17 protein-coding genes and 2 pseudogenes are annotated in these 22,449 nt (G+C 44.2%); all 19 read right to left on the minus strand.

Annotated elements, in window-relative coordinates:
* Positions 1 to 644: 644 nt before the first annotated feature.
* The 19 genes and pseudogenes from dapA to LC065_RS15390 all read right to left on the minus strand — a co-directional run bounded on the left by dapA (position 645) and on the right by LC065_RS15390 (position 22,446).
* Positions 645 to 1,517 carry a 4-hydroxy-tetrahydrodipicolinate synthase gene (gene dapA / locus LC065_RS15300; protein ID WP_226589480.1) on the minus strand — a complete coding sequence of 291 codons (873 nt, stop codon included), beginning with the start codon at positions 1,515 to 1,517 and terminating at the stop codon, positions 645 to 647.
* On the minus strand, positions 1,514 to 2,755 hold the full coding sequence (dapG, locus tag LC065_RS15305) for an aspartate kinase (RefSeq protein WP_226589477.1): 1,242 nt from the start codon (positions 2,753 to 2,755) through the stop codon (positions 1,514 to 1,516). Before dapG ends, dapA begins: the two co-directional genes overlap by 4 nt.
* Before the next feature lie 25 nt (positions 2,756 to 2,780).
* On the minus strand, positions 2,781 to 3,827 hold the full coding sequence (gene asd / locus LC065_RS15310) for an aspartate-semialdehyde dehydrogenase (protein WP_226589475.1): 1,047 nt from the start codon (positions 3,825 to 3,827) through the stop codon (positions 2,781 to 2,783).
* Between the two features lie 103 nt (positions 3,828 to 3,930).
* A complete protein-coding gene (locus LC065_RS15315) occupies positions 3,931 to 4,530 on the minus strand; it encodes a dipicolinate synthase subunit B (RefSeq protein WP_226589473.1) in 600 nt (199 codons plus the stop codon).
* Positions 4,527 to 5,420 (minus strand): annotated as a pseudogene (gene dpaA, locus LC065_RS15320) (dipicolinic acid synthetase subunit A). The gene LC065_RS15315 and the pseudogene dpaA overlap by 4 nt, the downstream one beginning before the upstream one ends.
* Positions 5,421 to 5,530: 110 nt before the next feature.
* Positions 5,531 to 5,758: a YlmC/YmxH family sporulation protein gene (locus LC065_RS15325; RefSeq protein WP_226591635.1), complete on the minus strand. Its 228-nt coding sequence runs from the start codon at positions 5,756 to 5,758 to the stop codon at positions 5,531 to 5,533.
* A gap of 27 nt (positions 5,759 to 5,785) precedes the next feature.
* On the minus strand, positions 5,786 to 6,706 hold the full coding sequence (locus LC065_RS15330) for a polysaccharide deacetylase family protein (RefSeq protein WP_226589469.1): 921 nt from the start codon (positions 6,704 to 6,706) through the stop codon (positions 5,786 to 5,788).
* Between the two features lie 160 nt (positions 6,707 to 6,866).
* Positions 6,867 to 8,990 (minus strand): annotated as a pseudogene (pnp, locus tag LC065_RS15335) (polyribonucleotide nucleotidyltransferase).
* Between the two features lie 122 nt (positions 8,991 to 9,112).
* Positions 9,113 to 9,382, minus strand: a complete 270-nt coding sequence (gene rpsO, locus LC065_RS15340; protein ID WP_128522718.1) for a 30S ribosomal protein S15 — start codon at positions 9,380 to 9,382, stop codon at positions 9,113 to 9,115.
* A 203-nt stretch (positions 9,383 to 9,585) separates the two neighbouring features.
* Entirely contained in the window at positions 9,586 to 10,482 is an 897-nt protein-coding gene (gene truB / locus LC065_RS15345; RefSeq protein WP_226589465.1) for a tRNA pseudouridine(55) synthase TruB, read from the minus strand.
* Positions 10,483 to 10,548: 66 nt separating this feature from the next.
* Positions 10,549 to 10,899 carry a 30S ribosome-binding factor RbfA gene (rbfA, locus tag LC065_RS15350; protein ID WP_226589462.1) on the minus strand — a complete coding sequence of 117 codons (351 nt, stop codon included), beginning with the start codon at positions 10,897 to 10,899 and terminating at the stop codon, positions 10,549 to 10,551.
* 26 nt (positions 10,900 to 10,925) lie between these two features.
* The gene (locus LC065_RS15355) at positions 10,926 to 11,204 is read right to left on the minus strand and encodes a DUF503 domain-containing protein (protein ID WP_089652373.1); all 279 of its coding nucleotides are present in this window, start codon (positions 11,202 to 11,204) and stop codon (positions 10,926 to 10,928) included.
* Entirely contained in the window at positions 11,201 to 13,264 is a 2,064-nt protein-coding gene (infB, locus tag LC065_RS15360) for a translation initiation factor IF-2 (RefSeq protein ID WP_226589459.1), read from the minus strand. Before infB ends, LC065_RS15355 begins: the two co-directional genes overlap by 4 nt.
* 7 nt (positions 13,265 to 13,271) lie before the next feature.
* Positions 13,272 to 13,586: a YlxQ family RNA-binding protein gene (locus LC065_RS15365; RefSeq protein ID WP_226589457.1), complete on the minus strand. Its 315-nt coding sequence runs from the start codon at positions 13,584 to 13,586 to the stop codon at positions 13,272 to 13,274.
* Complete coding sequence (gene rnpM, locus LC065_RS15370) at positions 13,583 to 13,858, minus strand: RNase P modulator RnpM (protein ID WP_226589455.1); 276 nt, start codon at positions 13,856 to 13,858, stop codon at positions 13,583 to 13,585. The genes LC065_RS15365 and rnpM overlap by 4 nt, the downstream gene beginning before the upstream one ends.
* 14 nt (positions 13,859 to 13,872) lie before the next feature.
* Complete coding sequence (gene nusA, locus LC065_RS15375) at positions 13,873 to 14,982, minus strand: transcription termination factor NusA (protein WP_306163542.1); 1,110 nt, start codon at positions 14,980 to 14,982, stop codon at positions 13,873 to 13,875.
* Positions 14,983 to 14,996: 14 nt separating this feature from the next.
* The gene (gene rimP, locus LC065_RS15380) at positions 14,997 to 15,470 is read right to left on the minus strand and encodes a ribosome maturation factor RimP (protein WP_226589451.1); all 474 of its coding nucleotides are present in this window, start codon (positions 15,468 to 15,470) and stop codon (positions 14,997 to 14,999) included.
* A gap of 888 nt (positions 15,471 to 16,358) precedes the next feature.
* On the minus strand, positions 16,359 to 20,651 hold the full coding sequence (locus LC065_RS15385; RefSeq protein WP_306163543.1) for a PolC-type DNA polymerase III: 4,293 nt from the start codon (positions 20,649 to 20,651) through the stop codon (positions 16,359 to 16,361).
* Between the two features lie 91 nt (positions 20,652 to 20,742).
* Positions 20,743 to 22,446: a proline--tRNA ligase gene (locus LC065_RS15390; protein WP_226589447.1), complete on the minus strand. Its 1,704-nt coding sequence runs from the start codon at positions 22,444 to 22,446 to the stop codon at positions 20,743 to 20,745.
* Between the last annotated feature and the right edge of the window lie 3 nt (positions 22,447 to 22,449).

Consider the following 22,449-nt stretch of genomic DNA (forward strand, 5'->3'; position numbering starts at 1 on the left):
AGCTCCTGATTACTTTCTTCACAAATCCCTCATAAAAATCGTTATTAAAGTATTTGGCAGGTTTCTTGAAGACTCAATTTCGAGACTTTTATTGAGTGGTGGGGGCTGCGGGGAATAACTCGCTTTCCGCGGGAGCGCGGTGAGCCTCCTCGGACTGCGTCCTGTGGGGTCTCACCCTGCACTTTTTTCCCGCAGGAGTCTCGCCATTCCCCTCCGCCCTTTACCTTGGAAGATTCTCGAATCCACTACTGGAAAAATCAGCTTGTATGGTTGAGGGAAATGAATGATATCATCTTCACAGTGGGCATGTAGAACGTAAACGCTTGATACAGAGCGCTTTATGCCTGCTTAGGCTGGACGAGTGGGAGCTCTGCTTCTAGGTACAGGGGTTCGTTTTTCGTTTCATGACATGGGGTGGTTGGGAAGCTGCGAGACTCCCGTGGGAGAAAGGAGATAGGCGAGATCCCACAGGGCGTTAGCCCGAGGAAGCTCGCCACTCCCCCACAGGAAAGCGAGTAGCTTCCCAGCCACCCCTGACTCCCATTATGGCAAACGAAACACGAAATCATCTCGAAGCCGAGTCTTCCACAATCGGGAGTTTATCTATAATAGGCCAATAAAAAACCAGGGCGATCTGCCCTGGTTTAGGTAATATGTTGCAAACAGTTTACAATGACTGCTTCTTCGTCTTTGGTTAAAGGAACCAATGGGAGTCTTACTCCACCGGTTTCAAGTCCATGGATTTTCAAAGCTGCTTTTACAGGAGCTGGGGAAGGAGCGCTGAACATCCCATTGAACACTGGCAACAGTTTTCGATGGAGATCTCCTGCTTCTTTCCATTTACCTTCTTCAAAAAGGGAGAGCATCGATTGCATCTGATTTCCTATCACATGAGAGGAGACCGATATAATACCGTTAGCACCTACAGCGTATGCTGGAAGGGTGAGATGATCATCTCCACTGTAAATGGAAAAGTGCTCATCTGTGTATGCACGAATTTTGGCCATTCCTTCCAGGTCCCCGGTAGCTTCTTTTAAAGATACAATGTTTTCGATCTTAGAAAGTTCCATGATGGTTTCTGGTTGGATTCGTACGACCGATCTTCCTGGTACATTATAAATCATCACAGGAAGCTTCACGGATCCTGCAATGGTTTTAAAATGTTGATAGAGTCCATCTTGATTCGGTTTATTGTAGTAAGGAGCGACAAGCATGATGGCATCTACGCCTGTGGCTTCGGCTCTTTTAGATAACTTTATGGATGATTCTGTGCTGTTACTCCCTGTTCCTGCAATAACAGGTACACGTCCGTCGACTGTTTTCACGACATGACTCCATAAGCTTACTTTTTCATCAGCTGTCAACGTCGGAGATTCACCCGTCGTTCCAGCAATGACAAGTCCGTCGCTTCCATTTTTTAATAAATATTCGACCAGCTCAGTCGTTTTATCGAAATCAATCTCACCATGCCGATCAAACGGAGTCACCATGGCTGTTAAAACCTTTCCGAAATTCATGTCAGTTGTTCCCCTTTCTTGGGTGCTTTGCTCAATCGGAAAGTTTTATGGAGAGCGTTGACCGCTTCTATAAGGTCATCTTCCTTGACCAGAACCCAGATTGTCGTATGGGAATCAGCGGATTGGAGAATCTGAATGCCACGATCAGTCAATGTTTGAACTATTTCTGCTGTTACCCCCGGAATGCCAGTAATACCAGCCCCGACTGTAGAAACTTTTGCACAGCCTTCTCTCACTTCTGGTTCATAACCGAGTTCCTCAAGAATTTGGATTGCTTTGTCTGTATAAATGTGGTTGATGGTGTAAAGGACACCGCTGGGAGATATATTGATGAAGTCTACGGATATATTGGCGGATGCCATGGATTTAAATACGTCGGATTGTAGTTTGGAAGGATCTTCTTTTGATTGAACTTTGATTTGTGAGAGTCCATCCATATGAGCGATACCAGTTACGGTTCGTTCTGAAATGTCTCTTCCTCTTCGATCTTCTTTTGTGCCCGTCACAAGGGTCCCTGGAAGATCAGAGTATGTGGAGCGTACACGGATGGGGACCTTCGCATACATGGCAATTTCTACAGCCCTCGGGTGGATGACTTTTGCTCCTTGGTATGCCAAGTTGCAAATCTCATTGTACGTGATGGTATTCAGAGGTCTCGCTTCTTGAACCAGTCGTGGATCTGCGGTCATGATTCCTTCTACATCTGTGAAAATATCGATATAATCTGAGTGTAAAGCCGCTCCTAAAGCAGCAGCTGTTGTGTCACTGCCTCCGCGACCAATCGTTGTCATTTCCCCTTGAATGGTCTGACCTTGAAACCCTGCAACAACAACGACTTCGTGTTTTTTCAGTTCTTCTAAAATCCTGCCAGGGTTTACTTGAGTAATTTTAGCTTTAGTAAAATCTCCATTGGTCATAATTCCTGCTTGAGCTCCTGTTAACGATACAGCGTTTACACCAGCCAGATTCAACTCATGAGCAAAAACGATCGAAGAAATCGTCTCTCCGCATGACATCATCAAATCCTGCTCTCTTGGCGAAACCTTTGTTTTAGGGAAGTCAATTAACCCAAGCAACGTATCTGTGGCATATGGACTACCTTTTCTCCCCATAGCTGAAACGGTAACAACGACTTTAAATCCTTCTTTCAAGCCGTTTTTTACATGGTGGATGGCCCGGGACCGACTCTCTTGGTCCCGGACGGACGTTCCACCGAACTTTTGTACAAGTAGCTTCATTTGGCCACCTCAACTCAATAAAAGTTTACAGCCACTCATTCGCAATTAAGCGTTCTGCAATTTGCACGGAATTCCATGCTGCACCTTTTAACAAGTTATCTGATACAACCCATAAATGGAATCCTTTCTCATCATCAAGATCTTTTCTAATCCTGCCGACAAAAACATCTCGCTTTTCGGCCGCACTTAATGGTGTCGGGTATGTTTGGGTAGCAGGATCATCTTCGAGAACGATTCCAGGCGCTTCATTCATCAACTGTTTGACTTCTTCAACCGTAACCCCTTCTTTTTCTACTTCAATATATACACTCTCCGCGTGAGATGTGAAGAAAGGAAGGCGTACACAAGTAGCTGCAACAGAAAGATCCGGTGCATGCATGATCTTTTTCGTTTCATTGATCATTTTCATTTCCTCGAATGTATAACCATTATCCTGAAAGACATCAATCTGTGGCAGCGCATTAAATGCAATCGGATAGTGCTTTTTATCTCCTTTCACTGGAAGGAGATTAGCCTCAAGCTCTTCCCCATTCAAGAAGGATTGCGATTGTTCCCGCAATTCCTCGGCAGCTTCATTTCCAGCTCCAGAAACAGCTTGGTATGTGGAAACAATGACACGGTTCATGCCGTAAGCTTTACGAACCGGCTCAAGAGCAGCCACCATTTGAATGGTCGAACAGTTTGGATTAGCAATGATCCCTTTATGTTCCTTCATATCTGCTTCGTTAACTTCAGGTACTACAAGAGGTACACCTTCTGTCATACGGAAAGCACTCGTATTATCGATGACCACTGCTCCATGCTTCACTGCTTCAGGAGCCAGCTTCTTAGATATAGACCCTCCAGCAGAAAACAGAGCAATGTCTACATCTTTGAAGCTTTCAGATGTCGCTTCTTCCAGCGTGTATTCTTCACCATTGAACACCATTTTCGATCCTGCAGATCGACTTGATGAGAGTAGCTTTAAGTTTCCAACTGGAAAATTCCGATCTTCCAAAGTCTCCAGCATCTTTTGTCCGACGGCCCCAGTCGCCCCGACGACGGCTACATTATATTTTTTAGTTTCACTCATATTCGGCATCCTCTCTTGTATATCATTTGTAAGAATAGTAAGACATGTCACTATTTTTGTTATTTTATCATATTTACAAGAACACCTGGTATGAAAAAAAGAATTAATTCGGATACCTTTCAATTAATACGGGTTGATGCTGCTTTCCTTCGAGAGCTGCTTCAATCGTTTCTGGGATCAATGTCATATCCGCTACCAATGAATTCGGCTTTTGGAAAGGATGGTCCTGACCTAAAGGTACAAAGTAAATGTTTTTCGTTGCCATTAGACGCATGATGTTCACACCATTCAATCCGAGAGCATCATTTGTTGATACGGCCACGACAACTGGACTTTCATTCCTCAAGGTCGCCTTAGCAGCCATCAACACAGGGGAGTCCGTCAGCGCATTTGCGAATTTACTTGTCGAGTTTCCCGTAAGTGGGGCAATAAGCATACAGTCCAAAGGACGTTTAGGTCCAAGGGGTTCTGCATCAGGAATCGTCAGAATCGGTTCTTCACCTGTAATTTCTTTTATTTTTTCTAAATGTTCAGATGCATCCCCAAAACGGGTATCCGTTTTTTGTACAGTGTAGGATAAAACAGGAACCACGGTTGCTCCGAGGTCGACGAGCTCCTGCATGACAGGAAAAACCTCATGGTACGTACAATGGGATCCAGTTAACCCGAATCCGATCACTTTCCCTTTTAATTTAGACATCATTCATTCTCCTTTCGTGAACCTTCCTGAACAATTCGAGACACGACATCTGCTATGATTCTCCCTGCCGTTTTTGGAGCTACGATTCCCGGCAGACCTGGGGCAAGTAGTGCTTTGATTCCACGTTTATCTGCATAACGAAAATCAGTTCCTCCCGGTTTGGATGCAAGATCCAAAATCATTGCATGTGATGGCAACTGTTTAATTACAGAAGCATCCACCACCAGGTGGGGAACGGTATTCAGTAAAATGTCACATGACATATCTTCATTCACTAAGTCATTCATATCAATCGGTTCTAGACCCATTTCATAAACTCTTGCCGCTGCTTTTGAAGAACGTACTCCAACAGATACTTCGGCACCAAGGTGGTCAAACGTGCGTGCAAGACTCATCCCTACCCTACCAAGACCAAGCACAATGACTTTTGATCCGTGAATCGTAAAATCGGTATGTTGAATGATCAACATGAGAGTCCCTTCTACGGTAGGAATAGAATTATAAATGGCAACATCATCCCGATCCATTAAGGGGATGAGGGTCCGATTAGTTTTAGCAGCTAAATCTCTTAAATGATCATTGGCGATTCCAGAAAACACTTGGCAATGGTCAGGTGTCCTTTTCAACCATTCTTCTGACAAATGGATGAGCTGGTTGGAGAAGATTCCTTCAATTTTTCCCTCCGAATCCGTTCATGGTACAGGAAGGATGATGGCATCCAATTTTTCCACCTGCTCGCTGTCGAAGTCAAGGTCGATGGCTTCTCTAAAGCTTTCATTCAGTTGGTCGAACCCAGCCAAATAGACGGTGGCATCCCACTCATTCAACCTTCGAATAAGTTCGATTTGCCGGGCATCGCCCCCTATGACTGCTACATGATATCCTGTTAGCATCCCGGATGTCTCCTTTATCTAGTATCTTATCTCCTTGTATCCTATGCCGGAATGCGGAGTTAGTGATTTCGATTAGCAAACAAAAAACACTGCAGCTCAGGCTGCAGTGTTCATCGTTTTTTTAAAAGGATCGTTTCCTCACCAATGGTTTCAATTTGACTCCAATCGATCGTCATTTCTTTTTTGGAAGATCCGAAACCAATGAATCCCTGATTCATGATGATCAATGACTTGATCACTCCAGAATCAGGATCAATGATCAAGTCCGCTTTTCCCAGAATACCCAATTTCTCCCCATTCTCTACATCAATCACTTGTTTTTGAGCCAAAGATTTCATTCTCACCACGGCTACTCTCCTTCTTCTCTATCTCTCTTCACTCAATAATTTTTGCAGGGAAGACAGTTTGTACCCTTTATCTTTAATTTGTTCAATTAGTACTGGAAGGCTTTCTACTGTCACCTCGGTCGGATGCATAAGGATGGTGGCACCATTATGGACCTTATTCATGACCCTTGTAATCAGTACATCCGAAGTTGGCTTTTTCCAATCGATTGTATCTACTGTCCACAAGATGGTTTCCATATCCATTTCATCTGCCGCTTCCACAGTAGCCGTATTAAAGCTGCCGGACGGTGGAGCGAAATATTTCACTTTTTCTTTAGTCAACGCGAATAATAGCTCATCCGCCTGTTCTAAGTTTGCTTTTGCTTGTTCCTTTGTCATTCTACCCATGTCCTTATGCCTGTACCCATGACTGCCGATTGTATGTCCTTCCTCTTCGATCATCTGCACGAGGTGTGTAAAATCATTCGCAAAGGCTCCATCAATGAAGAAGGTCGCTTTCACTTGGTGCTCGTTTAAAATCTCCACCATGTCCGGAATGTATTCTTCACCCCAGGAGACGTTGATTAGGAAAGAAACGGATTCTTTATCCGGGTGACCTCTATATATAGGAGAAGCCGGTAAGTCCTCTAAAGAAACCTCAGGCTTGATCAATTTATAGACATACAATTCAGGATTATACTTGCCGTGTTTTTGCATTTTCCTATAAGAGGCTTCGACATCTACTTTCCGACCAACAATCCCCGGTGTCTTTTTCCATACAGAATCGAGCTTCGCATCCTGTGCTTCCCATTCGAATTCTTCTTTTTCAGCCTGGATTTTTTGGTAGATGGTATCTTCTTTATTAACGGTTACGACATGGTCTGCAGTTAAAAAAGCCATGCCAAACCCTATAAAAAAACAGAGATTGACGCTGAATAATACGATTAATCTGAAGCTCATGGACCATCACCCCTATTCCATTCTATGGGGCATGTCCTTGTTCTAGACCAAAATTACGCACTACTCTCTATTCCCAATCTCCTTACAAAAGTTTCAAGAAGAATGTTAGGCAAAAAAAAAAGAGACTGGCAAGCCAGTATCTCTTCTTTACGTAACCTTATTAAGATTGTTCAACGTTTTCCTGCTTTTTCTTCTCATCAAGGAGAATCGCTTTTCTAGAAAGGTTGATTCGTCCCTGGTTATCGATTTCTTTTACCTTAACTTTAATTGTGTCCCCAAGGGAAACGATGTCTTCCACTTTACCAATGCGCTCTTCAGCCATTTCAGAAATGTGGACAAGCCCCTCTTTTCCTTTGAAGAGCTCAACGAAAGCACCGAACTTCTCGATACGTTTCACTTTACCATCGTAAACTTCACCGACTTCTACTTCACGTACGATATCCTCAATGATTTTCTGAGCTGTTGTATTCATGCTGGCATCTGTAGAAGAAATGAACACCGTTCCATCCTGCTCGATGTCGATTTTCACACCAGTATCATCAATGATTTTATTGATTTGTTTACCGCTTGGTCCAATGACATCACGGATTTTGTCTGGATTGATCTTCATCGTCATGATCTTCGGAGCATGGGCGGAAAGTTCTTTGCGAGTTTCAGGAATTGTTTCAAGCATGTGTCCAAGGATTTCCATACGTCCTTTTTTCGCCTGAGCTAATGCTTCTTCAAGAATTTCTCTGGAAAGACCTTCAATCTTAATATCCATTTGAAGAGCCGTTACTCCCTTTTCAGTTCCGGCAACTTTAAAGTCCATATCTCCAAGAGCATCTTCCATTCCTTGGATATCTGTCAGGATTGTATAATCATCACCTGATTTTACAAGTCCCATAGCAATTCCTGCAACTGGTGCTTTAATTGGAACACCCGCATCCATCATAGCAAGAGTACTTGCACAAATACTCGCTTGAGAGGTAGAACCGTTTGATTCCAGAACCTCAGAAACTAGTCGGATGGTGTAAGGAAATTCATTCTCAGAAGGAATAACCACTTCAAGCGCACGTTCACCTAGAGCACCATGACCGATTTCACGTCGACCAGGTCCACGGATCGGCCCTGTTTCTCCAACAGAGAATTTAGGGAAGTTGTAATGGTGCATAAAACGCTTGGACTCCTCAAGGTCAAGACCGTCGAGGATCTGTACATCTCCAAGAGCTCCAAGAGTACATACACTAAGGGCCTAGGTTTGACCACGTGTGAACAATCCGGAACCGTGTGTACGTGGAAGCAATCCTACACGGGAAGTCAGTGGGCGAATAACGTCAACACCACGGCCATCTGGACGAATTTTATCTTTCGTAATGAGACGGCGCACTTCCGTTTTCACCATATCTTCTAATATGGATCCTACTTGTTTGATTGTTTCTTCATCTGCTTCCTGCTCTTCGTAAGAAGCGACCACTTCAGCTTTCACTTGGGCAATAGCATCTTCACGGGCTTTCTTTTCTTCCGTTTTGATCGCTTGAACAATGGCGTCTGTTGCTTCTGCTTCGACTTTCTCTTTCAGTTCAGCGTCCAGATCGAACAACTGCACTTCCATCTTCTCACGACCTACAGCTTCAACGATTTCTTCATGGAAAGCGACGAGGCGCTTGATTTCTTCATGCCCGAACATGATCGCTTCAAGCATGTCCTCTTCAGAAACTTCATTGGCACCGGCTTCAACCATGTTAATGGCATCCTTTGTACCCGCTACTGTAAGGTCGATATCACTTTTCTCTTGTTGTTCAACTGTTGGATTGATGACAAATTCGCCTTCTACCCGTCCAACAATTACACCCGCAATCGGTCCTTCGAATGGAATATCAGATACACCCAAAGATATGGATGATCCTAGCATTGCTGCCATTTCTGAAGAACAATCCTGATCAACACTCATAACAGAGCTGATTACTTGTACATCGTTACGGTATCCCTCTGGGAACAATGGACGAATCGGACGGTCAATCAAACGGGACGCAAGGACGGCTTTGTCACTTGGTCGACCTTCACGTTTAATGAAACCTCCTAGGATCTTACCTACAGCGTAAAGACGCTCTTCATAATTTACTGTCAAAGGGAAAAACGGCAGGTCCTTCGGCTCTTTACTTCCGGTAGCCGTGGAAAGGACAGTCGTATCTCCGTAATGAATGAGTGCTGCACCATTCGCTTGTTTCGCCAACTCGCCAATTTCTACGGAAAAAGTACGACCGGCTACATCAATGGAAAACACTTGTTTTTCTTCTGCCATATAGAACTTAACTCCTCTCGGTTACTCTTCTTATTTCATTATAAGGGTTTATTGTCAGTTTACACCCTTCTGTATGTAAACATACAGAAAAAGCGGGAATAACTCCCGCTTTTTCCCATACATTAGCGACGCAAGCCAAGGCTCTTGATTAGCTCACGGTAACGTGTAATGTCCTTATTACGAAGGTAGTTCAATAGGTTACGACGCTTACCTACCATTTTAAGCAATCCACGACGAGAGTGGTGGTCTTGCTTGTGAGCACGAAGGTGCTCGTTCAAAGTAGTGATCTGCTCAGTTAGTACAGCAATTTGTACTTCTGGAGATCCTGTGTCGTTGTCATGAGTTTTGTACTCATTGATTAGTTCTTGTTTACGTTCTTGTGTGATAGCCATTATAGCTACACCTCCTAGTAAAATTTAGAATTCCCTTTCCCCGAGCGGACGTCGGAGTTACGTACCGCCAAGCGAAGGTTCCATATTAAAGGGTACATTTTTTTTAAGTGAAATGCAAGGAAAACCAACAAACTCTGATAAAAAACTATGAGCTGTGGCCTCTCATGTATTGCCATTCACCAATTTTTATAAAAGGGCAAGCGTTAAAATACACGTACCGGCTTTATGAGGCCGTTTTTTCGTGGATGCTGCTGGTAAATCGCCAAGACCTCACCAGCGTTCATCACTGTAAATTGCTCTTCATGGATATGAGCAGGCTTTTCGAATACTTGACCATGTTTGATTTTTTCGACCTGGTCAGCATCTACTTCCCATGAATCCATATGGACGAGTCCTTTGGATAAAGGAAGGAGCAATTGCTCTCCAGAGCTTTCATCTACAACTTGTTGGATTTCATTGAAAGTATAGCAGTCTTCTCTTGTGATATCCGCGGTTTGTGTCCGTACCAACGATGACATGTGTGCGGCATAACCAAGAGCCTTTCCAATGTCTACACAGAGTGTTCTCACATAGGTGCCCTTCGAACAGATGACTCGGAAAGAAAAGGTAAAGGTTTCCCCTTCTTGTTTAGGTTCAGGTGGCATCCTCTCAATGTGCTTAATGTGTACCTCCCTTGATGGCCTTTCCACTTCCACCCCTTCCCGGGCATACTCATAAAGCTTCTTCCCGTTAACTTTTACAGCAGAGTACATGGGTGGTGTCTGAGTAATCCAGCCTTGAAACGTCTCAAGGACGCCCTTGATCTTTTCTTTGGAAATACGTTCATGAACCGGGGTGGTTTCAACTGTCGTACCCGTTGCATCCTCTGTGTCTGTCGCAGATCCAAGCGTAACAGAAGCTTCATACACTTTGTCAGTGTCCGTCAGAAAAGGAACGATTTTCGTAGCCTTCCCTACACAGAGGGGCAGCACCCCTTCTACTTCTGGGTCAAGGGTGCCTGTATGACCAATTTTTTTTGTTTTCAACATGCCACGGGCCTTACTGACACAATCATGGGATGTAAAGCCTTTTGGCTTCCATAATGGAAGAATCCCGTCCATTTACCTCTCACCTCAAAACTTTTTATCCTATATAAAATCCGTGCTGAAACAGCACGGATTTTATTATCAATCTTCCGTATCGTTCAAATCGCGAAGGATCGTTTCAATACGATTTCCTTTTTCGATGGCTTCGTCAAACTCAAACATGATTTCCGGAGTCTTACGAAGACGGATTCGCTGGCCGATCTCTGATCGGATGAACCCTTTCGCTTTTGCAAGACCTACGAGTGTATCATGTTTCTGTTTATCATCACCCAATACAGAAATATAAACTTTCGCTTGTTGTAAATCTCCGGTCACTTTCACTTCTGTGACGGTGACGAACCCTACACGTGGATCTTTGATTTTTTTACTGATGATGTCACTCATCTCTTTTTTCATTTGTTCTCCAACGCGGTTCGCTCTTAAATCGTTCATGTATACTCACCTCTTCTAACCAGACATCATAGCCATTCCTGATGGGTTTCTGTCCGTTCAAATTCAGGAAATGAATCAATGAAAGCCAAAGCTTGCTGCATCGTTTGTTCCGCAATCACTTTATCACTAGCAATCGTGACGAGACCGATCCGGGTTCTCTGCCATAAGTCTTGATATTCAAGTTCACTTACAGCTATGTTGAACTCGTTCCTTAATCTTGTCATGATGCGTTTCAAAACCGCACGCTTGTTTTTCAGCGACTGCGCATCATAAATGATACCATCCACTTCTGCGCTTACGATCATTTACGCTCAATTTCCTGCATCTCAAATGGTTCAATGATGTCTCCCACTTTGATGTCATTGAAGTTCTTAACTGTAATTCCACATTCATATCCTTGCTGAACCTCTTTAGCATCATCTTTATAGCGCTTCAGTGCATCGATTTCACCTTCGTAAATGACGACACCATCGCGGATGACACGGATACCGGAATTCCGGCCGATTTTACCATCTGTAACGTAAGATCCGGCAATCGTACCGATCTTAGATACTTTGAAGATTTCACGGACTTCCACCTGACCGATGATTTTTTCTTCATATTCTGGATCGAGCATCCCTTTCATAGCTGCTTCGATCTCTTCCATCACCTTGTAAATGATGTTATGAAGACGGATTTCTACATCTTCCGCTTCAGCTGCTTTTCTAGCATTCCCGTCTGGACGGACGTTAAAACCAATAACAATCGCATTGGAAGCAGAAGCAAGTGCAATGTCAGATTCCGTTATGGCACCGACACCTGTGTGAATAATTTTAACTTTCACACCTTCCACTTCAATCTTCTCAAGAGATCCAGCGAGGGCTTCTACAGATCCCTGCACATCGCCTTTAACAATCAGGTTGATTTCTTTGACATCCCCTTGTTTAATTTGATCAAACAAGTCATCAAGGCTTACTTTTGCGTTAGAGCCACGGTTTTCTTCCAATTGTTTTTGAGCACGTGCTTCTCCTACAGAGCGCGCTTTCTTTTCATCATCAAAGACTAGGAAACGATCGCCTGCCTGAGGAACATTGTTTAACCCTGTAATTTCCACTGGTGTGGAAGGTCCGGCAACTTTCACGCGACGGCCGATATCGTTCACCATAGCACGTACGCGTCCCCAAGTATTCCCCACTACAATGGCATCACTGACATTCAAAGTACCGTTCTGAACCAGCAATGTGGCTACAGGACCGCGTCCTTTATCCAATTCTGCTTCAATAACCGTACCATAAGCAGCACGATCAGGGTTGGCTTTCAATTCTTCCATTTCGGATACAAGGCCGATCATTTCAACTAGATCGTCAATCCCTTCACCATTGACGGCGGACATTTTGACAAAGATCGTTTCTCCACCAAAGTCTTCAGCAATCAGCTCATATTCCATAAGCTCCTGCATCACACGGTCAGGATTCGCGCCTTCTTTATCCATCTTATTGACCGCAACGATAATCGGTACTTCTGCCGCTTTCGCGTGACTGATCGCTTCTTTTGTTTGCGGCATAACTCCATCGTCTGCAGCAACAACAAGGATGGCGATGTCTGTCACTTGAGCACCACGGGAACGCATGCTTGTGAATGCAGCGTGACCAGGTGTATCAAGGAACGTAATTTTCTTGCCATTGTCTTCGATTTGGTAAGCACCAATATGCTGGGTGATTCCACCGGCTTCGCCTTCCGTCACTTTCGTGTTACGGATCTGGTCAAGAAGCGTCGTTTTTCCGTGGTCTACGTGTCCCATGATCGTAACGACAGCAGGTCGGTCCTGCAAATCTTCCGGTTCGTCGTCGAACACCATGTTCTCAATGTCCGTCTCATCCACAATGACCTCTTCTTCGACTTCTACACCGAACTCGTCACAAATCAATTCAATCGAATCTGCATCCAGTTCCTGGTTGATGGTAGCCATTGTGCCTAGGAACATAAGCTTTTTAATAATTTCTGAAGAATCTTTGTTTAGTTTTTCTGCAAGTTCACCAACTGTCAGACTGCCTGCATACGTGATTTTTTCAGGTATCTGCTTTTTAGACTTCTTAGGTGCTTGCTGCGTTGCAGGCCTATGGTTCTTCTGGTTATTGTTTTTTTGCTTCTTGTTGTTCGCCTGCTTCTTATTGTTATTCGGCTTTTGAGACTTCGCTTTATTCTGGTTTTGACCTTTGGAAGCTTGCCCTTTCCCAAATGCCTGATCCAGCTTCTTCGCTGCATCCTCCTCCAAAGTGGACATATGATTGTTCACTTCGATATTCAGATTTTGCAGTTTTTGAATGACTTGTTTACTAGATAGTTCATTTTTCTTTGCATATTCGTATACGCGCATTTTACTCATAAAATCTTCACCCCCGAATAGATTCATCGAGTAGCGATTGCAACTTTTTCGCAAATCCTTGGTCAAGAACTGCGATCGCGACTCTCCCTGCCTTTCCGATAGCCTGTGATAATGTATCTCGATCATCGACTTCATAGCAAGGTATTTCATAGAAGCTGCATTTATCTGTCAGCTTCTTCTTTGTTTGTTTCCCTGTATCATTGGCAATGAGAACGAGCTTAGCTTTTCGTTTTTGAATGTCTCGTACGATTGATTCCTCACCGATCGTACACTTACCGGCTCTTACTGCCAGTCCCAACAGGTTCAGATAGCTGCCGCTCATGATGGGTCAGCCTTCACTTTTGCTCTCAATTCCTCATAGATGTTGTCATCCACCTTCGTTTTAAGGTGACGGTTCAACACCTGCTGCTTTTCAGCCTGCTCAATGACTTGAAGGTCTTTCATGAGATAGGCTCCACGACCATTCTTTTTTCCAGTGTCGTCCACAAAAACCTCTCCCTCTTTATTGCGCACAACACGGATCAACTGCTGTTTAGGAACCATCTCCTGTGTGACGACACATTTTCTTAACGGTTGTTTTTTGGAACGGGTCATCGTTCTCCCCCTCCTTAATCTTCAGACAGTTCTTCGTCAAAAACGTCTTCGTCTTCCATATCGGTTTCTTCTGTAGAAAGAAGGCCTTGCTCACGTGCTTCACTTTCACTCTTAATATCAATCTTCCAGCCTGTCAACTTGGCCGCAAGACGAGCATTTTGACCACGCTTACCGATGGCAAGGGACAATTGATAATCAGGAACGATCACTGTTGTAGCCTTATCTTCTTCATCTACAAGCACTTCCACGACCTTAGAAGGACTTAACGCATTCGATACATATTCAACGGGATCTTCAGACCATTGAACGATATCAATTTTTTCACCCTTCAATTCGTTGACAATTGCTTGCACACGTTGACCTCTTTGACCTACACAAGAGCCCACCGGATCGATCTCCTGATCTTCAGCATATACGGAGATTTTTGAGCGGTCCCCTGCTTCCCGGGCTACAGACATTACTTCGACGGTACCATCATAAATTTCAGGTACTTCCATCTCAAACAAGCGCTTCAAAAGCCCTAGGTGTGTACGGGAAACATAGATGTGTGGCCCTTTGTTGCTGTTTTCCACCTTCGTTACAAATACTTTGAGCCTATCGTGCACTTCATAGGTCTCTGTAGGCATTTGCTCCCCTTCTGGAAGACGCGCTTCAATTTTACCTAGATTCACATAGACGAAGCGGGGATCTTTTCTTTGGATAATCCCTGTCATGACATCTTCTTCGCGATCAACATACTCACCGTAAATGATGCCGCGTTCTGCTTCACGGACACGCTGCGTAACAACTTGTTTAGCTGCTTGTGCTGCGATACGGCCGAAGTCCATTGGTGTGACTTCGACTTCGATCACATCTTCAACCTCATAGTTCGGATCGATCTCATTCGCTTCTTCTATGGAGATTTCCTGCTGCGGATCCATGACTTCTTCTACGATTTCTTTTCGCGCAAGGACTTTCATGGCACTTTCTTCTTCATTAATATCCACACGTACGTTCGTTGCGGAATTGAAGTTTTTCTTATAAGCAGAAATCAAGGCTGCTTCAAGTGCTTCCAATAAAAGATTTTTGTCGATGCCTTTTTCCTTCTCTAAATAATTCATGGCATCAAATAGTTCACTACTCAACAGTTTTCTCCCCCTTAATTAAACGTAACAGCTAAATTAGCTTTAGCTATTTTTTGATATGGTACTTCCAGTTGTTTTTTACGTGTCTTAATACGAATTTCTACGGTTGCCACGGAATTTTCAAAGGACTTCAGTGTCCCTTCAAACTCCTTTTCCCCATCAATCGGTTCGTATAGTTTCATATACACATATTCACCCACGAACTTTTCGAAGTCTGCTTCTGTCTTTAGAGGTCGTTCCGCTCCAGGTGATGCAACTTCCAGGAAATACGGAATTTCAATGGGATCTTCTTCATCTAATTTTTCACTCAGTTGTTCAGATACTTGTCCGCATTCTTCTATGTCCACACCGCCTTCTTTATCGATGAAGACGCGAAGGTACCAGTTCTGACCTTCTTTCTTGTACTCAATTTCCACAAGTTCGAGGTTCATATCCTCAAGGATCGGCTGGACAAGACGTTCTGTAACGGATGTAACATGATTGCTCATGCTCTTCCCTCCTTCGAACACAATGTAATGGTTAGTACTTATTATTATGGGATGTATTCGCTCATTTCATTAAGTAACAGGGTTTAGAAATAGCAAGTACCATGAGAAACCGCTATGACAAAGATCATAGCGGTTCGTCTCGCGGGTACTAAAACCCCTCATGCATCGAAGTATCTCCACAAGCAAGAGGCTAGAATATGACGAAAGAGTGGGTTGCCCCACTCTTTCGTCGTTCGTATCACTCTTCTCACCATAAAAAATATATCACAGATGCGTATTCTATGCAACAAAGGAAGAAATCAACAGCTTCGCCTCCACCACTCACATGAAATTATTTCATGGAAGCTTCCTATTTTGGAGGACACAGCTTCGACGCTTTCATGTGTGATTCTAGGGCTCCGATAAAAGGTTCGCTTTCCATGGGGCGGGCGCTGAGTCTCCTCAGGCTACGCCTTCCGGGGTCTCACCTATCCCGCACACCCCATAGGAGTCTTACCGTTTCCCTCCGCCCCTTTACCATATGAGTATCTCGAAACCACTTCCGGAATAAGCTGCCTTTATGCACAACGTCAGTAGAAGGGTATTAACTTCTATGAACACTATTTTGCATGCCAAAAGCTTGTTATAGAGCGTTATGCTTATAACACCACGCTAGTTGAAGATATCCTTTTATAGTAAAAGGGCTCGTTCCTCGAATCCATCGAAAGGGTTGGTTGGGAAGCTGCGAGACTCCCGCGGGCATGGCTTGCCGTCACCCCCGCAGGAAGGCGAGTGACTTCCTAACCACCCCTGACTCTCAATATGGCAAACGGACCCCGTTTATCTTAATACTGAGCCTCTAACAACTAACAATGGATCGACAATTTTACCTGTCTTGGAGCTGAGACGTTAGAAAAGGGACAGTTGGTTTTCATCCGGCATTCCCTCTAAGCATCCGAAGTTATCCAGATACTCGAGAACGGTTTTGGAAATACGGCTGCGTTCTCTCAAGTCCTGCTTGGATAAGAATTCGCCGTCTTCTCTTGCATTGACGATATTGATGGCTGCGTTTGTTCCTAAACCGTCGACCGCATTAAACGGGGGAATAAGCTCATTGCCTTCAACAAGAAAGTCCGTAGCACTAGAACGGTAGAGATCCACGTTTTTAAATCCATACCCTCGTTCACACATTTCAAGAGATATCTCGAGGACGGTCATTAAACTCTTTTCCTTCGGAGTGGCATCGAAGCCTTTTTCCTGAATCTCTTTCATACGCTTCCGGATGGCTTCAGAGCCTTTCATCATAGTTTCCAGTTCGAAATCGCTCGCCCTGACAGTGAAATAAGCCGCATAGAAAAAGATCGGATAGTGGACTTTGAAATAGGCGATTCTTACCGCCATCAGTACATAGGCGGCAGCGTGTGCTTTCGGGAACATGTATTTGATCTTCTTACAAGAATCAATATACCAGTCCGGTACCCCATGTTTTTTCATTTCTTCAATCCACTCGTCTTGAAGGCCTCGGCCTTTACGAACAAATTCCATGATCTTAAAGGCAAGGGAAGGATCAAGACCTTTGTGCATGAGATACACCATAATATCGTCACGACACCCGATAACCTCAGGTAGTGTACATATGCCATCATTGATCAACTGTTCGGCATTTCCAAGCCATACGTCCGTTCCGTGTGACAGTCCGGATATGATGACAAGTTCTGCAAATGTTTTCGGCTTCGTATCTTCAAGCATCTGCCTTACAAATCTTGTACCAAACTCCGGTACGCCGAGTGTCCCTGTTTTACACATAATCTGATCCGCCGACACTCCAAGTGCTTCAGGACCACTGAAAATCTTCATGACTTCAGGGTCATCGACAGGAATTTCCTTTTGGTCGATCCCACTGAGGTCCTGCAACATACGAATGACGGTCGGGTCATCGTGCCCAAGTATATCCAATTTCAACAGGTTATCGTGAATGGAGTGGAAATCAAAGTGCGTCGTCTTCCACTCTGCTTTCGTATCATCCGCTGGAAATTGAATCGGAGAGAAATCATAAATCTCCATATCATCAGGAACGACAATGATCCCACCAGGGTGTTGTCCGCTTGTCCTTTTCACGCCTGTACATCCTTGTACAAGACGATCGATTTCAGCATTCTTATAAAGCAGCTGATGGTCTCCGGCGTAACCTTTTACATAGCCATAAGCGGTCTTCTCCGCTATCGTACCGATCGTTCCGGCACGGAACACACTGTCCTCACCGAACAACTCTTTCGTATAATTGTGCGCATGGGGCTGGTATTCCCCTGAGAAGTTCAAGTCGATATCGGGAACCTTGTCCCCTTTAAAGCCAAGGAACGTTTCAAATGGAATGTCTTGACCATCTTTCGTCAGGGATGTACCGCATTCCGGGCAGGCTTTTTCTTCAAGGTCAAATCCGCTTCCTACCGATCCGTCTGTGAAAAATTCATTATATTGACAGGACGGACACACATAATGCGGCGGAAGTGGATTCACTTCCGTAATGTCTGTCATCGTAGCAACGAATGATGATCCGACAGAACCACGTGAACCAACAAGGTAACCATCTTCTAGCGATTTGGTTACAAGTTTCTGTGAGATGAGATAGATAACTGCAAATCCATTTCCAATAATACTGTCGAGTTCTTTTTCCAAACGATTGACGATCAAATCAGGGATAGGCTCACCGTAAATGCTACGTGCTTTGTTGTAAGACATTTCACGGATCTCCTGGTCCGCCCCTTCGATGTTAGGCGTATATAAATCATCTTTAACCGGAGATACTTCACCAATCTGTTCGGAAATTTTATGGGTGTTCGTGACGACTAATTCTGTGGCTTTGTCTTTTCCTAAGAAACCAAGCTCATCAATCATTTCATTCGTCGTTTTAAAGTGGACCTCCGGCAGTGTCTGTCTATTCAGCGGGTTTCCATTTTGGGATGAAATGAGAATTTGACGGTACTGCTTTTCATGAGGCTCCACGTAGTGAGTGTTCCCGGTAGCAACCACTGTTTTCCCCATCCGTTCCGCCAGAGCGACAAGCCTTTTCAAGATATCGAGGATTTGCGCTTCCGTCTGGACTAAATCTTTTTCCACTAAGTGATAATAGTTCCCTGGCGGCTGAATTTCGATGTAATCATAGAATTCAGCTACTTTCTCTGCCTCTTCCTCAGATTTCTGCATCATCGTTTCAAAAACTTCGCCTTTGTCACACCCGGAACCTACAAGGATTCCCTCACGGTTCTTTGCGAGAAGAGAACGTGGAACGCGTGGAACACGGTAGAAATAATTGACATGCGCTTCTGATACGAGTCGGTAGATGTTTTTTAATCCTGTGCTGTTTGTGGCAAGCAGGGTACAATGGGAAGGACGAGAACGTTGGTACGCTTTTCCCTCACCCATATAATCATTCAGGTTTTTATGGTTCGTAATCTCTTTTTCCATGGCTCGTTTCACAAGTTTCCACAATAAATACCCCGTAGCTTCGGCATCATAAATCGCCCGGTGGTGCTGGGTCAACTCAATATCGAATTTCTTACAAAGCGTATTTAAACGGTGGTTCTTTAATTCAGGCACTAAAAAACGAGCGAGCTCTAACGTATCGATGACTGGGTTCGTAGACTTTTGCAGGCCGATTTTCTGATATCCTGCATTCAAAAAGCCCATATCGAAACTTGCGTTATGGGCGACAAGGATGTCCTCTCCTGACCATTCATGGAAGTCCTTGAGTACCTGTTCGATTTCAGGTGCATCCTTGACCATGTCATCCGTGATCCCTGTAAGGTCGATCGTTGTTTGGGATAATGGTTGATGAGGGTTAGCAAAAGATTCAAATCGATCGATGATTTCTCCGCCCTGTACTTTGACGGCAGCGAGTTCGATGATTTTATCGTACACAGCTGAAAGCCCAGTGGTCTCCACGTCAAAAACTACGTACACAGCATCCTCAAGCTCCCGGTCCTGTTCCTCATACGCAATCGGGACACCATCATCAACCAAATTCGCTTCCACACCATAAATGATTTTCACACCATTTTTCTGGCCTGCGGCATGGGCATCCGGATAAGCTTGAACGACTGCATGGTCTGTAATGGCAATCGCTTCGTGGCCCCAATCTGCTGCTTGCTTGACCAGACGGGACGGGGAAACAGGTGCATCCATCGCACTCATTGTGGTATGGGCGTGCAATTCAATCCTCTTCTCCCCTTCAGGCGCTTGATCTTCTCGCAATTTCGGCTTCACTTCATTTATGTCGTTAGCCATCATCGTCAATTCATTCGTGAAGTTATCTGTCTGGATGCCCCCTCGCGCTTTGATCCACATCCCTTCCTTCACGTGCTTAAACAGTTCAGCATGATCGTCTCCGCGTGAGAACATTTTGATTGAAAAGGAATCCGTATAGTCGGTGACTTTCAAAAGTAATAAATGACGTCCGGAACGAAGTTCTTTGATTTCGACATCGAAGATATAGCCCTGGACAGCAATCTTTTTCTCTTCTTCATGGATTTCCTCCATCGGGATGATGTCATCTTGAATTTTGTAACCAATTTCAAGAGGCCCTTTTGGTTTGGAATCGTCTTTATCTTTAGCTCTTTCCTCTTGTTCTTTCACCGCTTGCTGGACTAGTATTTTGTCTTCTTTTTGGCGTTCTTCATGGAATCGTTTAATTTGTTCCGTTTCTTCTTTCACTCGTGTTGAAAGCATGAAAGAAGGAAGCCCGCATTTGAGACAAAAGCTTTTCAATGGTTCTTCCAATTTCTTTTGAATGGCATGGCTCTCGGCTAAGTTCCTACAGGTTAACATAACTTTATTCCCGTTTACTTCAGGCTGCTGCTCCATCAATAAATCTTTATAGCTTGGTGTTAAATTCGTTAAGGTTTTTATGAAGCTCTGCCAGTATTCAAGCACATCATTCGTTGCAAGTTCTTTTTCTGATGTATCAATTGTCCACGTTACTTCTGCAATTGATCGGAAAGTGGCTACAAGTTTGCTCGTAAATAAATCGTAGACAGACGGCGGAAGCGGTTTTGGCATATGAAAATGAAAATGCCACAATTTCTGTTCACGGTAAACCACCAGCTTCTGCATGCTGCTATCTTTAAAGTGAGGTTCTATTAGATCATGCGGGAACTGAATCTGCTCCAGCAAATAGTGCATTTTTTCCTTGTTGCTGACACTCAAACGGAATTCCTCCTCTTTCCTAACCCAACACCTGACATGGAAAAACCCTTGCTCTTTCCTTTAGCAAGGGTATAGTTTTCCATAAAAAATATTAGGCTTTGTACCAGTTCTTAATATATTCTAAAACTTCACTAGTTTCTAATTCATTCTGATCGCCTGTTGCACGTTCTTTCACTTCCACAACACCTTCACCGGCACGCTTTCCTACAGTGATTCTTACAGGTACACCGAAAAGGTCGCTGTCGGCAAATTTCACACCGGCACGTTCTTTACGATCATCATATAAAACTTCGATCCCTGCATCAAGCAGTGAGTCATATAATTGATCTGCCAATTCTTTCTGTTCTTCTTTTTTAGGATTCAATGAAAGGAGATGGACTTGATACGGGGCGATATTCTTCGGCCACGTGATCCCTCTTTCATCATGGTATTGTTCTACGATTGCTGCAAGCGTACGTGACACGCCGATACCGTAGGATCCCATGATCATTGTCTTCGCTTTTCCTTGATCATTAAGGAATGTGGCGTTCATCCGTTCGGAGTAGAATTCACCCAGCTTGAAGACATGTCCGACTTCAATCCCGCGGGCAAACTTGATCATGCCCTCTCCATCCGGTGATGGATCTCCTTCTTCTATAAAACGTAAATCAGCGTACGTCTTGACTTCGAAGTCCCTCTCAGGTGTCGCATTTTTAAAGTGCCAGCCTTCTTCATTGGCTCCACAAGATACGTTCACCATGGCTTCTACCGCATGATCGGCGACTACTTCCACTTCTTCAGGAACACCAATCGGACCAAGGGAACCAAATCCTGAACCTAGCAGTCGTTTCGTGTCTTCTTCTGAAGCCAGTTCAACCATATCTGCATCATAAAGGTTTTTCAATTTAACATCATTCACTTCATGATCTCCGCGAGTAAGGGCAAGGACAAATTTCTCATCGACTTGGAAAAGAATCGACTTGATGCCTTCCTGTAAATCGTGCCCCAGGTATTCGGCTACTTCCTTCATTGTCTTTTGACCTGGCGTGTCGACTTTCTCCAACGTTTGAGGAGTCGCTTTGGACTTCTCATAAGTCGCGACGACTGGAGCCATTTCGATATTGGCTGCATAACGGGAAGTATCGGAATAGGCAATGACATCTTCGCCTACTTCAGATAAAACCATGAATTCATGGGTATCTTTCCCGCCCATCGCGCCTGAGTCTGCGATAACAGCACGGAAGTTCAATCCACAGCGTCTGAATACGTTCGAGTATGCTTCGAACATCTTATCATAGGTTTCATCAAGGCTTTCATAGGATTCATTGAATGAATAGGCATCTTTCATTAAAAACTCTCTTCCACGCAAAAGACCAAATCGAGGACGGGCTTCATCGCGGAATTTATTTTGAATTTGGAAAACCGTCAAAGGAAGCTGCTTGTAACTTTTCACTTCATTACGTACCAGGCTTGTGATGACTTCCTCATGGGTCGCACCAAGAGCGAACTCCCGATTGTGTCGGTCGTGCAGTCGCATCAGTTCTGAGCCGAACGTTGTCCAACGCCCTGTTTCCTTCCAAAGTTCTGAAGGCTCAAGTGCAGGCATCGCCATTTCATGAGCACCGATTTTCTCCATCTCTTCACGGACGATGTTTTCAACTTTGCTCAACACGCGGCGGCCGATTGGCAGGAAGCTATAGATGCCGGATGCAATCTGGCGTATGTAACCAGCACGAACGAGGAGCTGGTGGCTCTTGATTTCAGCATCAGCAGGGTTTTCTTTAAGGGTAGGTATTAACATATGACTTTGTCTCATAAA

Origin of the sequence: Halobacillus litoralis (assembly GCF_020524085.2) — a bacterium.
In the GTDB taxonomy this organism is placed as follows: domain Bacteria; phylum Bacillota; class Bacilli; order Bacillales; family Halobacillaceae; genus Halobacillus; species Halobacillus litoralis_E.